We start from the raw sequence: 13,314 nt of genomic DNA on the forward strand, positions 1-13,314 counted from the left end.
TTTCCTTAGCCGACAAGGGCTTCGGGTGACAGCGCGTAAAGCCCTTCAGAGCCAGCGGTCGCGCTTGCTTTAAGGCCTGCGGCTTCTGGCACGATACGGTCGAGGAAAAAGCGAGCGGTTACGGGTTTTGTCTCAGCCAAAGCCGGGCTTGCGCCGCCCGCCACCGCCTGCGCCTGCTTCATCAACTGCCATCCAGCAACAGCGACGGCGAACATGGTGGTGAAGGGGACGCTCCCTGCAAGCCTGTCATCAAGGCTTGCCTCGTCACGCATCCACTGCGCAATCGCGGTGCAATCTTTTGCAAGGCTCGCGAGCGCAGGCTCATCAGAGGCATCGCGGGCAATATCAGCAAGAAGGCCAAGCAGCGCCTCACCCCCTTCAAGGCCAAGCTTGCGTGTGACAAGGTCAGCGGCCTGAATACCGTTGGTTCCCTCGTAAATCGGGGCAATCCGCGAATCGCGCCAGTGCTGCGCTGCCCCCGTTTCTTCGACGAAGCCCATCCCGCCGTGGATTTGAACGCCAAGGCCAGCGACTTCGACGCCGACATCGGTGCCCCACGCTTTCAAAAGCGGCACAAGCACTTCGGCCCTCGCAGCCGCGCCTTTATCGCCCAAGGTGCCGCGGTCGACTTGACCAGAGCAGTAATAAAGCAGCGCCCGTGCGCCTTCGGTGAGGGCTTTCATGCGAAGGATCATGCGGCGCACATCGGGGTGTTCGACAATTGCAACAGGGCTCTTGTCGGGCGACCCTGCGCGCGCCGATTGCACCCGCTCCATCGCGTAAGCAATTGCTTGCTGCGTAGCGCGCTCACCGATCTGCACGCCCTGATTGCCGACATTGATCCGCGCATTGTTCATCATCGTGAACATACAGGCGAGGCCTTTATTCTCCGCGCCGACCAGTTCACCGATACACTCATCATTGTCGCCATAGGACATGACGCAAGTGGGTGAGGCGTTGATGCCAAGCTTGTGTTCAAGGCTCACCGGGCGAAGGTCGTTGTGGGGGCCAAGCGACCCGTCCGCGTTCACATGATACTTCGGCACTACAAAAAGCGAGATCCCGCGCGATCCTTCGGGCGCGCCAGGGAGCCGGGCGAGCACGAGGTGGATGATGTTTTCTGCGAGGCTGTGATCGCCCCAGGTGATGTAGATCTTCTGGCCCTTGATCTTGTATTTGCCCGCGTGCTCCCCTTCGGTGATCGGTTCAGCGGTCGAACGCAGCGCGCCGACATCGCTGCCCGCAGCAGGTTCGGTGAGGTTCATCGTGCCTGACCATTTCCCGCTCACAAGGTCGGGCAGGTAGAGCGCTTTTTGCGCATCGGTCCCATGGTGTTCGAGCGCTTCAATCGCGCCCACTGACAGCATCGGCAGGAGGCTGAAAGCCATATTGGCCGCACCAAGATTTTCGAGCACATTGCACGACAGAGTAAAGGGAAGGCCCTGTCCGCCAAAATCGGTTGAGCTGCTGATCGAGTTCCATCCTTGCTCAACATATCCTTGGTACGCTTCCTTGAACCCATCGGGCAGGCGCACCACGCCGTTCTCAAGTTTTGCACCTTCAAGATCGCCAATGCGATTGAGCGGCGCGAATTCGCCTGCTGCAAACTGACCCACGCCTTCAACGATTGCTTCAACCAGATCGCTTTCGGCAGCTGCGAATGTCTCAGTCTTAGCGAGGTCTTCGATGCCTGCGTTCACACGAATGGCGAGCAATTGGTCCTGAGTGGGCGGGGTGTATGGGGTCACGCGAAATCGTCCTGATTATGAAAGTGTGCTTGGCAAGGTTGCGCATCAGATATAGCGCGATTGCATGGCTCGCAAGAACGTTACGCAACAGCTAGCGCCCACGGATGAAGGGTTCGCCCACGCGGTTGCGATTCTGACCGAGGGCGGCCTTGTCGCTGTGCCAACCGAAACGGTTTATGGGCTTGCCGCGCGTGCCGATAGCGCAGAGGCGGTAGCGGCTATCTATGCCGCCAAAGGCCGACCAAGCTTCAATCCACTGATTGTTCATGTGAAGGATCTTGAGCAGGCGGAGCGCTTTGCCCACTTCGACAATCGGGCACGCGATGTGGCGAGGCGATTTTGGCCGGGGCCTTTGACGCTTGTTCTGCCGATGCGAGAGGAGGCGGGACTTGCAAAGGCGGTGAGCGCTGGCCTTGCGACCATCGCATTAAGAGCCCCTGCGCATCCGGTGATGCAGCACCTTCTGGAGCGCCTTCCATTCCCACTCGCCGCCCCATCCGCCAATCGCAGCGAAGAGGTGAGCCCTACGCGGCCCGAACACGTGATCGCCTCGCTTGAAGGGCGGTGCCCAGCGGTGATTGACGGCGGCCCAACGCATGATGGGCTTGAATCGACCATCATTGCGCTACGAGAGGGGGGCAGATGGAATCTGCTGCGCCCCGGCCCGATCACCACCAAAGCGCTTGAAGAGGTGCTCGGCCCCCAAACCGTGCAAGAAAAAGCCAAAATCGAAGCCCCAGGGCAAACCGCGCGTCATTATTCGCCCGGCAAACCCCTGAGGCGAAATGCCCAAGAAGTTGCGCCAGACGAGTTTTTCATCGGCTTTGGCGCGGTTCGTGGGGACTGCAATTTGTCGGACAAGGGCGATTTGGCGAGGGCGGCAGCCAATCTGTACGAATGTCTTCATCAGGCCGCCGCATCGGACAAGCCGCGCATTGCCATTGCTCCGATTCCCGACGATGGCATCGGTCTGGCGATCAATGACCGATTGCGGCGCGCAGCTACTGCATCCTAACGCGGTTCATAAGGGACTTGCGGCAAAAGCTCGTCGATTTCCTCAGCGGTTTTGCGCGCTTCGTCACAGGCGCGTCGATCACCGTCGTAGCAATCCTCGCGCTGCTGTTCATATTCACGCTCCAACCTGCCCAGGCGTTCTTCGCGGCGACGGATCTCGCGCCCGCGCTTTTCATCGGCCTCCGACTGGCTGGTGGTTGCAAGGTCCACCGCTTTCGCACCCACCCGCACGGGCGCAGTGACCACATTGGCAGCCGTTCGGGCAAGACAGCCAGAGAGGGTGAGCGAGATACCGGCAAGGGCCAGGGCCAGGAATGGAGTCATGCGCATGGGCCAAAGTGTCTCGCAAGACGAGCGATCATGCAAGCAGGACTATTCCTGACTGCGGGCGTACGAGCTTCTTCAAGAGGAGGTTTTCGTACCATCGGGACAGTTGAGCGAACCCGATCCCATCGCGCTTTCGGTGCAGGTTGCGCTGCCTTCGACATTGACGCTGCCCGAACCCATGATCGAGGCTTCCACTGCGCCATCGGATTGCACGTTCACGCTGCCTGATCCGGCAATTGCGACTTCGACATCGTTCGCTTTGAGTTGATCAAGCCGCGCGCCGCCCGAACCGCCGAGGTTAATATCGAGCCTTTCAGCCGTGCCTGATGCCGTAACCGAGCCAGAGCCGCCGATGCTGATTTCAAGAGAGGAAGCGGTGAGCGTGCCCAAAGCCGCGCTTCCTGACCCGGCCAGGTTTACATCAAGCGCGTCCAGCGTCGCCTCGCCGCCTGTAAACTCACCCGAACCAAGGACCGAAACCTGTGCGGTTTTGGCAAGGCTTTGTGTCTCAATGCTTCCACTGCCGGTGATCACAAGCTCTTCAGGAGCAGCTGGCAAGGTCACGCGAATGGTCGCCTGATCGCTTTGATCCCAAAGGCTTTCATCGCGCGAAATGCCCAAGAGATCACCATCAAGCACAAATCGCAGCGCCGCTTTTGCATCTTCGCTGCCTTCAACGGTGATCGCGAAAGCATCACCTTGCGAAATGATGACCTTGTCGGACCCTGCCAAAACCACTTCAACCGGGGCGGCGGCGCTCTGGTCGATTTCGCTCAAGGGCACACCTTCCTCACCATTGATCGTGACATCAGCGCCAAAACAGGCGGTAAGGCCAAGGGTCAGAGGGAGCGAGGCAAGAAGAGCAAGGGGTTTACGGGGCGAGAAAGGCATCAAATAACTCCACCAGTGGCATTGCGTATTACTCAGGTAATACACCATTCATTCTCTGGCAAGAGGGCTTGTGGACGCGCACATGAAAAGGGCCGCTCCATCGGAACGGCCCTTTCAAAGGATTATAAATCTGCGCGAGATCAGCTCTCTTCAGTGTTCTCGTAATATTGCGGCGCGTGTTCGCGCAACACGTCGAGGATCTTTTCAAGCGCAGTTGCCTCGTCGGTTTCTTCCATCGCAGCGAGTTCGCGCGCGAGGCGGCTGGAGGCCGCTTCGAAGATTTGACGTTCGGAATAGCTTTGCTCAGGCTGATCGTCCGGGCGGAAAAGGTCGCGGGTAACTTCCGCGATCAGGACGATTTCGCCTGAATTGATTTTCGCTTCGTACTCTTGCGCCCGGCGTGACCACATGGTGCGCTTGACCTTGGGTTTGCCTTTGAGCGTTTCCATCGCTTCCTTGAGAGTCTTGTCGCTGGAAAGCTTGCGCATACCGATCGATTCAACCTTATTGGTCGGCACACGAAGCGTCATGCGCTCTTTTTCAAAGCGCAGGACATACAGCTCAAGCTGCATTCCGGCGATTTCCTGATTTTCAAGTTCGATGACACGGCCAACGCCGTGCTTTGGGTAAACAACATAATCGCCAACAGTGAAGGCGGGCGCATTGCTTGCCATGCGTATTCCTTTCTTGTGGCCGCCAGCGGTTACCTAACCCGAGCTGATTGAGAGCCGTGCTTCGCCCCACGTATTTCCCTTCGATTGAAGCGAAATCCGCCAGAGAAAGCTGTCTCAAACTGTCGTTGCTGGTGTGTGGCCTTTCTAATTCGCACAAGCCGACGCCGGGCTCATCGGGGGACAAGTCAGCGCGGTTGATTGATTATATAGCACACTCGTAACAAAATTGCGAATCAAGAACCATTCGGTCCCGATTGCGCACTTAAGTCACGCGCCCAATGCGTATTGTCTGGAAGCGAATCACCCTTCGGCAACGCTGACTGGCGCTTAATCACCTTCTCCGGGCGCTTCGCTGAAGTACTTCTCGAACTTGCCTTCTTGACCCTTGAACTCGTCCGCATCGGCAGGCGGCTCTTTCTGGCTCGTGATATTGGGCCATTCAGCGGAGAATTTGGTGTTGAGCTCCAGCCATTTTTCAAGCCCATCCTCGGTGTCAGGCAGGATCGCTTCAGCGGGGCATTCGGGCTCGCACACGCCACAATCGATGCATTCAGCCGGGTTGATGACCAGCATATTTTCACCCTCGTAGAAGCAGTCCACCGGGCACACTTCCACACAATCGGTGTATTTGCATCGAATGCAGTCATCGGTGACGACGTAAGTCATGTTCCAAAAGGTCTTTCTCTATGTCGAGCTCGCAAAAAGGCGAAACTTGACAGGAATCACAAGTTCCGCGCTGCTAGTGGCAAGAGGGGTGAATGGTCAAGGTCGCGATGTGTTCCCGGCGCTGGCTAATGCATCGCTGCCGCGTCCATATTCGCTGTAACAGCTTTTGGCTAGGGTTGCCGACAATCGCTTTGCTGGAAGCGTGGTAATCTCGACGATCCTTACCTCACCCCCCACCACCAAAGTGAGCACATCGCCAACAGCAACACATTCGCTCGCGCGGCTCACGTGTTTCCTGTTGCGGCGTAAGGATCGCCCTTCGATCATGGCGCGTGCCGCAGAGCGCGTCCGGGCAAAACGCAGGTAAACGAGCAGACGGTCGAGCCTAAGGGTTTCCCTTGCCTCACTCGCGCCAGCGCCCGCCTCCACCATCAGCGCCTCATGGTTTCAGAAGGTCCGCGAGCTTGTCAAAAGCGCCGCCTGCGCGTGCTGGCCCAAAATCGGGCTTTTTGGGCCGTTGGTTGCGGTTGTTTGCGCCACGCTTGGGACCAGAGCCGTGGCCTTTGCCTTTGGGCTTGCCGCCTTTCGCGCCTTTGCCGTGCTGTGGCTTGCCGCCTTTGCCCGGACCCTTTCCTTTGCCGTGGGGCCTGCGGCGGTTGTCCCGGCGATCATCCGCGCGCTTGGGACGCCAGCTCCAGCTGTCTGGTTGAAGTGGGCCTTGTTCGCCCTCGGCCAGCGGCTTGGGGCGCTGAACCCGGAAACCCGCACTCCCAAGGAGCCGCCGCGCATTTTCTTCCTCAAGCCCGATGGAAACCGGAAGCGCAAGATCAAGCGCGAACTTTGCGTTTCTGGGATTGGGGCGCTGTTTCGCTGTCTGTTTGGTGGCTTGGGACTCCGGCGCTTTTCCGGGCGCTTTCTCAGGCGCAGCCTCCGCCGCTGCTTCTTTAGGAGCCTCAGCCTCGCACGGTTCTTCCTTCGCAGTCTCTGGTCCTGGCGCAGGTTCCGAAGCCGCAGCTTGCACCTCGCCCGCCTTGGCGCGGGTGTCGAAGGCCGCGCGCAGGATTTTCTCGGCCAGATCGACGCGGATCACCTGAGTGCCCGCCATACGATAACCGGCTGGCACCTGTTTGGTATCGCTCAAAACCGGGAGCATCGCCTCTTGCAAGGGGCGCTCGTCAAGGCCGAGCGCGTGAAGCAGCTGGCGCGGCGCAGGTTTCAGCAAATCGCGCGCAAAAATATCGAGCGCGCCAAAAGTGACGCCAAGCTTGCGCAGGAACGGGCGCATTTCCTTAGGGAGGTGCTCAAGACCCGCTTTTTCACGCGCCACAACACCGCGCGCGTCGATCAAGGTGACAAGAAGAGCGCGCGCCTGACTGCCTGCATTGGGATCACTCGCCGCTTCAGAGAGCTTACGCAAGGGTTCAAGAGGGACGAGCTTCTCTTGCAGCCAGCTCAAAAGCCCTGCTTCCAATTTCTCACGTGCCTGATCCGGCACAGCGGAAATTTCGCGCGGGAAAGTGAGGCGCGGCGTCCCGAGATCATCGGGAATTTCGATCTCGGCAAGCACCATGCCCTGCCACTGGATCTTGCCCGCCTTGATCTCAAGGTCGTCGAGGCCAGCTGCCAGCAATTGCTCGGCGCGCTGCGACAAAATGCCGGGAAGCGCCTTTTCGCCTGCCGACAAAAGCATTTTCCGGTCCGCAAGCGCTGCCTGCGGGTCCACGGTGAAGCGAAAACCGTCGAGCCTGCCGATGGTTTCGCCCTCGACACTTACCCGGCCATCGGGTTCGAGCGTTACGGGTAGCGATGCGCCATCTTGCCCCAGAGATTTCATCAAAATTGCAGTCCTTCGGTTCACAAATCGTTCAGTGAGGCGCGCGTGTAGCGCATCCGATAGCCTTGCTTCCACCCCCCTTGCGCGCGCGGCCATTTCATCGCGGGCCAGCACCCAGTCAGGACGCTGGCAAATATAGGCCCAGGACCGGATCGCGGCGATGCGCCCTTGCAGCGTGTCGATGTCGCCGCCCGTGCGGTCGAGTTCGGCGATGCGCGCGGCGACAAAATCAGCTCCCAGATAGCCCTCGCGCAAATCCTGCCAAAGCCTCGCGACAAAGCGAGAGTGCGGGTCGACGCCCAGTTGGCGGAAATCCGGGAGAGAACACGCCTCCCAAAAACGCCGCACGCTACCGTGGCCTTTGACGGTGTCAGCAATGGGCTCGCTTGCAAGGCGCTTGAGCACAGCGAGGTCAATCGCCTCTGGGGCTGCTTTCAAGACATCATCTTGAGGCTTTGCTTCAAGATCGCCGATCAGCACATCAAGCGTTGCAAAACGCGGCTCGGCCTCGCGCCAGAAGAGCTTGGTGAGAGGCGCAAATTTGTGCTCCTCAATCGCGTAGATCTCTTCCTCGGTAAACTCGAGCGGCGCGCCTGAGCGGCTGCCTCCACCCGTCAGCACGCCGAATGTGCCATCAGTCTGGTGGCGGCCTGCGCGCCCGGCGATCTGCGCCATTTCAGACGGGGTCAGACGACGTTTTCTTTGCCCGTCAAACTTGGTGAGCGCGGCAAAAGCCACATGGTGAAGATCGAGGTTGAGCCCCATGCCGATTGCGTCTGTCGCAACGATGTAATCAACCTCGCCGTTCTGGAAGAGCTCAACCTGTTTGTTGCGCGTTTCAGGCGACAGAGCGCCCATGACGACCGCCGCACCCCCACGAAAGCGCCTCAATGCCTCGGCCATGGCGTAAACCTGCTCGGTCGAGAAGGCGACCACCGCACTTCGAGGGGGCAGGCGCGAGAGCTTACATTCGCCTGCGTGGCTCAAGGTGGAAAAACGCGGGCGTTCGACCATTTCTGCGCCGGGGATCAGCCTTTTGACGATCGGTTCGAGCGTGGCTGAACCCAGGATCATCGTCTCCTCGCGCCCGCGTGCGTGCATCAGCCGGTCGGTGAAGATGTGGCCGCGTTCCGGGTCTGCGCCGATCTGCGCTTCGTCGATGGCGACAAAGGCGTGGGGGCCATCCTTGCCCATGCCCAAGCGCTCCATAGCCTCCATCGTACAGCAGAAATAGCGCGCGCCCGCAGGCTCGATCCGCTGCTCGCCGGTGATAAGCGCCACTGCATCGTCACCCTTGATCGCGCGCACCCGGTCATAGACTTCGCGCGCAAGCAAGCGCAGCGGAAAGCCCATCATGCCGGAGGAATGCGCGCACATCCGCTCAATTGCGAGATGCGTCTTGCCCGTATTGGTGGGGCCCAGAACGGCGCGCACGCGGCTGTCGGTGACGGGTCTTGAGGGGATTTGCGAGGTCACAAGGTGAATCTGTGTCAAACGATAGGCCAAGGGGCAATGCCTGATAGTGGATTCACACCCAACAAAGTCTGGCGAGCCTAAGGGAAACGCCTTAACGCAGCCGCACAACCTTTGGCCGCGTGTTAAGTTTACATTTACCATGTTTCGCCATGGAAGAAGAGCACCGGTCCAATGTGTTGATGGGGATGGGTGCAAAGGAAGAGTTGATTTGGATCACACAAGCGACATTCCTTCAGGTGCGCCAGACGATGGCTCGCCCGACGACGAGCGCGGCGTTGACGATTCCAGCGCTGGCTCTGGCGCGCGCAGGCACGCCTCTTTTCCCAAGCAAATAGACGAACAAACCGCCCGCGAGTTTGCCCCTTATCTTGTCAATTCCATGAAGGCCGCGCCGCCCAAGGGTACGCGCAAGGTCAAACGACAGGTGCTTTCGCGCGTGCACGGCTGGGGTGCGCGCTACGACGAATGGAAGCTGAGTGTCAGCAATCGTCTTGCCGATTATGACCTCGTGCCCGATCTGGCCGAGGATATCGGTTCGCGCCGGTGGCTTCGGGGCTTTGCGACAATGGTGGTTCTTGGTGCCCTTGCGCTTGCCTTTTGGCCCAGTTTTACGCCGCTGCAAGCCCGTTCAGCCATCCCAGAGGGTGAGGAAATCCGCGACGAGTTTCGCAGCCAGATGATCCTGCCCCTGGCGCTTGGCGCAGACAGCGGTCGGCGCATGGGGCCAACATCTGCTGTCATCCCGCTCGAAAGCGCGCCTGAACGCCCGCAAATCGAGCTGGTCGCAACTTTGGCCACAGGCGACAGTTTCGACTCCATGCTGCGCCGTGCCGGAGTTTCAGCCACCGACATCGGCAGGGTCAGCGCTCTGATCGGTGATGCCATGCCTTTGTCCGAGATAGAGCCGGGCACAAAGATGGACATTGTTCTGGGAAGGCGTCCGGCAGAAGGTGCAGCTCGCCCGCTTGATGCACTTTCTTTTCGCGCGCGCTTTGATCTGGAGCTTGCGATCAAGCGCGCAGGGTCCGATCTGGAAACCGCACAGCCGGGCGATCTGACGCTGGTGCGCAATTTTATTCGGGTCGACGACACCCCCTTGCGCGTACGCGGCAAGGTCGGCTCAAGCCTTTACCGCTCAATGCGCTCGGCCGGCGTTCCAGCGAGCGCTGCGCAGGACTATCTCAAGGCACTTGGCGATCATGTCGAACTTGAACGCGAAGTGCGTTCTTCAGACGAATTCGACATCATCATAGCCTATCGCCGCGCTGCCACGGGCGAACGTCAAGCGGGCAAACTGCTCTATGCCGGGATTGACCGGGGCGGCGAGCCCAAGACGCAGCTTATGCGTTGGGGCAGCGAGGGGCGCTTTTACGAAGCATCAGGCGTTGGTGAACAGCGCCGCGGGCTTGTCTCGCCTGTGCCGGGTGCCGTTTCCTCGCGGTTTGGAATGCGCCGCCACCCGATTTTGGGCATCAGACGCCTTCACGCAGGACAGGATTATCGCGCAAGCTACGGCACACCGATTGTTGCCGTGACCGACGGCACAGTCGTTTCGGCCGGGCGCGCTGGCGGCTGTGGCAACACGGTGAAGCTGCGCCATGGTGGCGGGCTTGAGACGCGCTATTGTCATATGAGCCGCATGGCCGTGCGCCGGGGTCAACAGGTGCGGCGGGGTCAGGTGATCGGCTATGTCGGATCAACCGGCCTGTCGACTGGCCCGCACCTTCACTATGAAATGTATCGCAATGGCCGCGTAATTAACCCGGCCAGCGTCAATTATGTGACGCGAGCGGTTTTGGAGGGCACAGAGCTTCTCGATTTCAAACGGCAATTGATCGAGCTTAAGAACATCGAACCCGGTGCGGCTTTGGCTGATCTTGAACCCTTGCCCAGCGAGATTGAAGAGCCCACCCGCGAAATTGAGAAGATCGCCGCGCCCATGACCGCCGACTAGCCGCAGCTTGACACAAGCTATTGTCAGTCTGCGTTGATTGCTCTGGCGATTTGGGGCACACCCGCTTCATGACAGCCAGCTATCCCAACACTCGCCTTCGTCGCACTCGTGCAAGCGGATGGAGCCGCGCGCTTCATCGCGAAACATTGATCACGCCCGCTGATCTGATCTGGCCGATGTTTGTGACTGAGGGAGAGGGGGTTGAAGATCCGATCCAATCACTTCCCGGCGTGTCGCGCTGGTCGGTCGATGGCATCGTCAAACAGGCGAAAGAGGCAGTGTCGCTGGGCATTCCGGTGGTCGCGCTGTTTCCCAATACGCAGGCCGACCGCCGGTCGGATGACGGGGCCGAAGCGCACAATCCCGACAACCTCATGTGCCGCGCTATCCGCGCGATCAAGGATGCGTGCGGGGAGGACATCGGCGTTCTCACCGACGTCGCTCTCGACCCCTACACCAGCCACGGACAGGATGGGCTGCTCGATGACAAGGGCTATGTCACCAATGATGACACTGTGGCCGCTCTGGTCGATCAGGCATTGAATCAGGCGGCAGCAGGCGCAGACATCATCGCGCCATCGGATATGATGGACGGACGCGTCCACGCGATCCGCATGGCGCTTGAAATGAACGGCCATCCCAATATCCAGATCATGAGCTATGCCGCCAAATATGCGAGCGCCTTTTACGGACCTTTCCGCGATGCGGTGGGGTCAAGCGGCGTGCTGAAAGGCGACAAGAAAACCTATCAGATGGACCCGGCCAACGGTGATGAGGCCTTGCGCGAAGTCGAATTGGACATTGCCGAAGGCGCAGACAGCGTGATGGTGAAGCCCGGCCTTGCCTATCTCGACATCATCTACCGCGTGCGTCAGGCATTCGGTGTGCCCGTATTCGCCTATCAGGTGAGCGGCGAATACGCGATGCTTGAGGCTGCGCAGAGCGTGGGCGCGGGCGACCGCGATGCCTTGTTGATGGAAAAGCTGATGGCTTTCAAACGCGCCGGGGTGAGCGGGGTTTTGACCTATCACGCGCCAGTGGCTGCGCGCATCCTCAATGGCTGAGCCTTTCTCTCACGAAACCGACCGTCTGATCCTTCGCGATTGGCGCGAAGAGGATTGGGCGCCTTTCTGGGAGGCCACCAACACGCCTGCGGTCATGCGTTGGCTTGGCGGGGTATTGGATGAGGAAGGGATGAAGGGTGCACGCTCGCGCCTCGAAACTTACGCGCGAGAGCACGGCCACACCTTTTGGGTGGTGGAGCGCAAGGAAGTTGGCGAAATCCTCGGTTTTTGCGGCCTTAAACGTTCCAATCAAGCCGGCGGACCCATGGGCGAATATGAAGTCGGCTGGCGACTTCGCGAAAGCGCATGGGGCAAAGGCTTTGCAAAAGAGGCAGCCATCGCGAGCCTCAGTATCGGGTTCGAACAGTTCGACGCGCCTCAAATCCTTGCCTTCACGGTTGAGCCAAACACGGCAAGCTGGGGTTTGATGAAACGCTTGGGGATGCAGCGGCGTGAATCCCTCGATTTTGAAAACAGCGATTTTGGTGCCGATAGGATTATCGTTTATGGCATAACCCGCGAGCAATGGGCGGCTTCGCTTGCCTGATATCGTTCTGGAAACTGACCGCCTTATCCTTCGCACCATTGATGAAGGTGATGTGAGGCTTCAGCACGAAACGCTGAACACCCCTGCGGTGATGGAGCATTTGGGCGGCGTCAAAGAACTGCACGAGATCGAAGCCAAACACGCCAAGAACATGGCGCTTTATGCGCAAGAAGGCTTTTCCTTCCTTTTCGGCATCGAAAAAGCCACTGGTGAACTTGTCGCGCATACTGGCATCAAACGAGTTGACCTCGAAGGTGCGCCTAATACTGGCGACCATGAGATCGGCTGGCTTATTCGCGAGGACCGCTGGCGCCGCGGCTATGCGATGGAGGCGGTGAGTGCGGTGATCGATTGGGCCTTTGGTGGCCGCGTTGGCGCTCCCCATGTGGTTGCAATCACTAGCCCGTCTAATGTCGGCAGTTGGAAACTGATGGAGAAGCTGGCTATGGAGCGGCGCGAGGACCTCGACTTTGTCGGGCCGAATGCCGAGATTGATGGCGGCAAAATCATCCAATATTCGCTTACAAAAACACAGTGGGAGCGATCACAATGAGCAGTTATCCGGGCGTGAACATCATTCCGATGCACGGCAAGACACCCAAGATCCACGAAACCGCCTTTATCGCGCCCGGTTGCACGATCATCGGCGATGTTGAAATCGGGGCAGAAAGCTCAATCTGGTACAACTGCGTCCTTCGCGCCGATGTTTTCAAAATCCGCATTGGAGAGCGCACCAATGTGCAGGACGGCTCTGTTCTCCATTGTGACCCACCGCGACCCGGAGATGATGAAGGCTCACCGCTAATTATCGGCAATGACGTGCTGATCGGTCATATGGCGATGGTTCATGGCTGCATCATCCATGACCGCGGCTTCGTTGGCCTCGGCGCGATTGCGATGAACAAATCGGTGATCGGCTCAGACGCCATGCTGGGCGCAGGAGCCATGCTGACCGAGCGCAAGGTCATGGGCGAGCGCGAGCTTTGGGCAGGGCGTCCTGCGAAAAAGCTCAAAGACCTCGACGACGCGGCGATTGCCGGGATGCGCATGGGCGTTGCGCATTACGCAGAAAATGCAAAACACCATGCGGAGGCGGTCGATAAGGCGCTCGGCTAAGCC

Annotated in this window: 13 protein-coding genes; 6 read left to right on the forward strand and 7 right to left on the reverse strand. The window is 59.2% G+C overall.

Annotation, left to right across the window (positions count from 1 at the left end; all coding sequences use genetic code 11):
• Nucleotides 1-5: 5 nt before the first annotated feature.
• A complete protein-coding gene (locus INR77_RS01740) occupies nt 6-1,748 on the reverse strand; it encodes an acyl-CoA dehydrogenase (RefSeq protein WP_223072240.1) in 1,743 nt (580 codons plus the stop codon).
• Nucleotides 1,749-1,812: 64 nt separating this feature from the next.
• Here INR77_RS01740 and INR77_RS01745 point away from each other — a divergent pair, with 64 nt between their 5' ends.
• Nucleotides 1,813-2,763, forward strand: coding sequence for an L-threonylcarbamoyladenylate synthase (locus tag INR77_RS01745; protein ID WP_223072241.1), 951 nt, complete (start codon nt 1,813-1,815; stop codon nt 2,761-2,763).
• On the opposite strand, the gene INR77_RS01750 is transcribed toward INR77_RS01745, so the two are convergent.
• From INR77_RS01750 to INR77_RS01775, 6 genes are all read right to left on the reverse strand, one after another.
• Nucleotides 2,760-3,086 (reverse strand): hypothetical protein, encoded by a 327-nt coding sequence (locus INR77_RS01750; RefSeq protein ID WP_370632266.1) that lies wholly within the window; start codon nt 3,084-3,086, stop codon nt 2,760-2,762. The two genes, INR77_RS01745 and INR77_RS01750, sit on opposite strands and share 4 nt — an antisense overlap.
• 78 nt (nt 3,087-3,164) lie before the next feature.
• Nucleotides 3,165-3,980: a head GIN domain-containing protein gene (locus tag INR77_RS01755; RefSeq protein ID WP_223072243.1), complete on the reverse strand. Its 816-nt coding sequence runs from the start codon at nt 3,978-3,980 to the stop codon at nt 3,165-3,167.
• A gap of 140 nt (nt 3,981-4,120) precedes the next feature.
• Nucleotides 4,121-4,654, reverse strand: coding sequence for a CarD family transcriptional regulator (locus INR77_RS01760; RefSeq protein ID WP_223072244.1), 534 nt, complete (start codon nt 4,652-4,654; stop codon nt 4,121-4,123).
• 327 nt (nt 4,655-4,981) lie between these two features.
• Complete coding sequence (gene fdxA, locus INR77_RS01765; RefSeq protein WP_223072245.1) at nt 4,982-5,320, reverse strand: ferredoxin FdxA; 339 nt, start codon at nt 5,318-5,320, stop codon at nt 4,982-4,984.
• Nucleotides 5,321-5,416: 96 nt separating this feature from the next.
• Nucleotides 5,417-5,752, reverse strand: a complete 336-nt coding sequence (locus INR77_RS01770) for a S4 domain-containing protein (protein WP_223072246.1) — start codon at nt 5,750-5,752, stop codon at nt 5,417-5,419.
• 7 nt (nt 5,753-5,759) lie between these two features.
• Nucleotides 5,760-8,531, reverse strand: coding sequence for a helicase-related protein (locus INR77_RS01775; protein WP_223073357.1), 2,772 nt, complete (start codon nt 8,529-8,531; stop codon nt 5,760-5,762).
• Nucleotides 8,532-8,838: 307 nt separating this feature from the next.
• Here INR77_RS01775 and INR77_RS01780 point away from each other — a divergent pair, with 307 nt between their 5' ends.
• From INR77_RS01780 to INR77_RS01800, 5 genes are all read left to right on the forward strand, one after another.
• Nucleotides 8,839-10,584: a M23 family metallopeptidase gene (locus INR77_RS01780; RefSeq protein WP_255573865.1), complete on the forward strand. Its 1,746-nt coding sequence runs from the start codon at nt 8,839-8,841 to the stop codon at nt 10,582-10,584.
• A 68-nt stretch (nt 10,585-10,652) separates the two neighbouring features.
• Nucleotides 10,653-11,648 carry a porphobilinogen synthase gene (gene hemB / locus INR77_RS01785; RefSeq protein WP_223072248.1) on the forward strand — a complete coding sequence of 332 codons (996 nt, stop codon included), beginning with the start codon at nt 10,653-10,655 and terminating at the stop codon, nt 11,646-11,648.
• Complete coding sequence (locus INR77_RS01790; protein ID WP_223072249.1) at nt 11,641-12,195, forward strand: GNAT family N-acetyltransferase; 555 nt, start codon at nt 11,641-11,643, stop codon at nt 12,193-12,195. Before hemB ends, INR77_RS01790 begins: the two co-directional genes overlap by 8 nt.
• The gene (locus INR77_RS01795) at nt 12,188-12,748 is read left to right on the forward strand and encodes a GNAT family N-acetyltransferase (RefSeq protein ID WP_223072250.1); all 561 of its coding nucleotides are present in this window, start codon (nt 12,188-12,190) and stop codon (nt 12,746-12,748) included. The genes INR77_RS01790 and INR77_RS01795 overlap by 8 nt, the downstream gene beginning before the upstream one ends.
• The gene (locus INR77_RS01800; RefSeq protein ID WP_223072251.1) at nt 12,745-13,311 is read left to right on the forward strand and encodes a gamma carbonic anhydrase family protein; all 567 of its coding nucleotides are present in this window, start codon (nt 12,745-12,747) and stop codon (nt 13,309-13,311) included. Before INR77_RS01795 ends, INR77_RS01800 begins: the two co-directional genes overlap by 4 nt.
• The last annotated feature ends 3 nt before the right edge of the window (nt 13,312-13,314 follow it).

The sequence above is a fragment of the Erythrobacter sp. SCSIO 43205 genome (assembly GCF_019904235.1).
Lineage (GTDB): Bacteria > Pseudomonadota > Alphaproteobacteria > Sphingomonadales > Sphingomonadaceae > Erythrobacter.

Excerpts from the sequence above, each read along its gene's own strand:
- INR77_RS01745 (WP_223072241.1), top strand. The coding sequence starts at position 1,813 with ATGGCTCGCAAGAACGTTACGCAACAGCTAGCGCCCACGGATGAAGGG.
- INR77_RS01750 (WP_370632266.1), bottom strand. The coding sequence starts at position 3,086 with ATGACTCCATTCCTGGCCCTGGCCCTTGCCGGTATCTCGCTCACCCTC.
- INR77_RS01755 (WP_223072243.1), bottom strand. The coding sequence starts at position 3,980 with ATGCCTTTCTCGCCCCGTAAACCCCTTGCTCTTCTTGCCTCGCTCCCT.
- INR77_RS01760 (WP_223072244.1), bottom strand. The coding sequence starts at position 4,654 with ATGGCAAGCAATGCGCCCGCCTTCACTGTTGGCGATTATGTTGTTTAC.
- fdxA (WP_223072245.1), bottom strand. The coding sequence starts at position 5,320 with ATGACTTACGTCGTCACCGATGACTGCATTCGATGCAAATACACCGAT.
- INR77_RS01770 (WP_223072246.1), bottom strand. The coding sequence starts at position 5,752 with ATGGTGGAGGCGGGCGCTGGCGCGAGTGAGGCAAGGGAAACCCTTAGG.
- INR77_RS01775 (WP_223073357.1), bottom strand. The coding sequence starts at position 8,531 with ATGTGCGCGCATTCCTCCGGCATGATGGGCTTTCCGCTGCGCTTGCTT.
- hemB (WP_223072248.1), top strand. The coding sequence starts at position 10,653 with ATGACAGCCAGCTATCCCAACACTCGCCTTCGTCGCACTCGTGCAAGC.
- INR77_RS01790 (WP_223072249.1), top strand. The coding sequence starts at position 11,641 with ATGGCTGAGCCTTTCTCTCACGAAACCGACCGTCTGATCCTTCGCGAT.
- INR77_RS01800 (WP_223072251.1), top strand. The coding sequence starts at position 12,745 with ATGAGCAGTTATCCGGGCGTGAACATCATTCCGATGCACGGCAAGACA.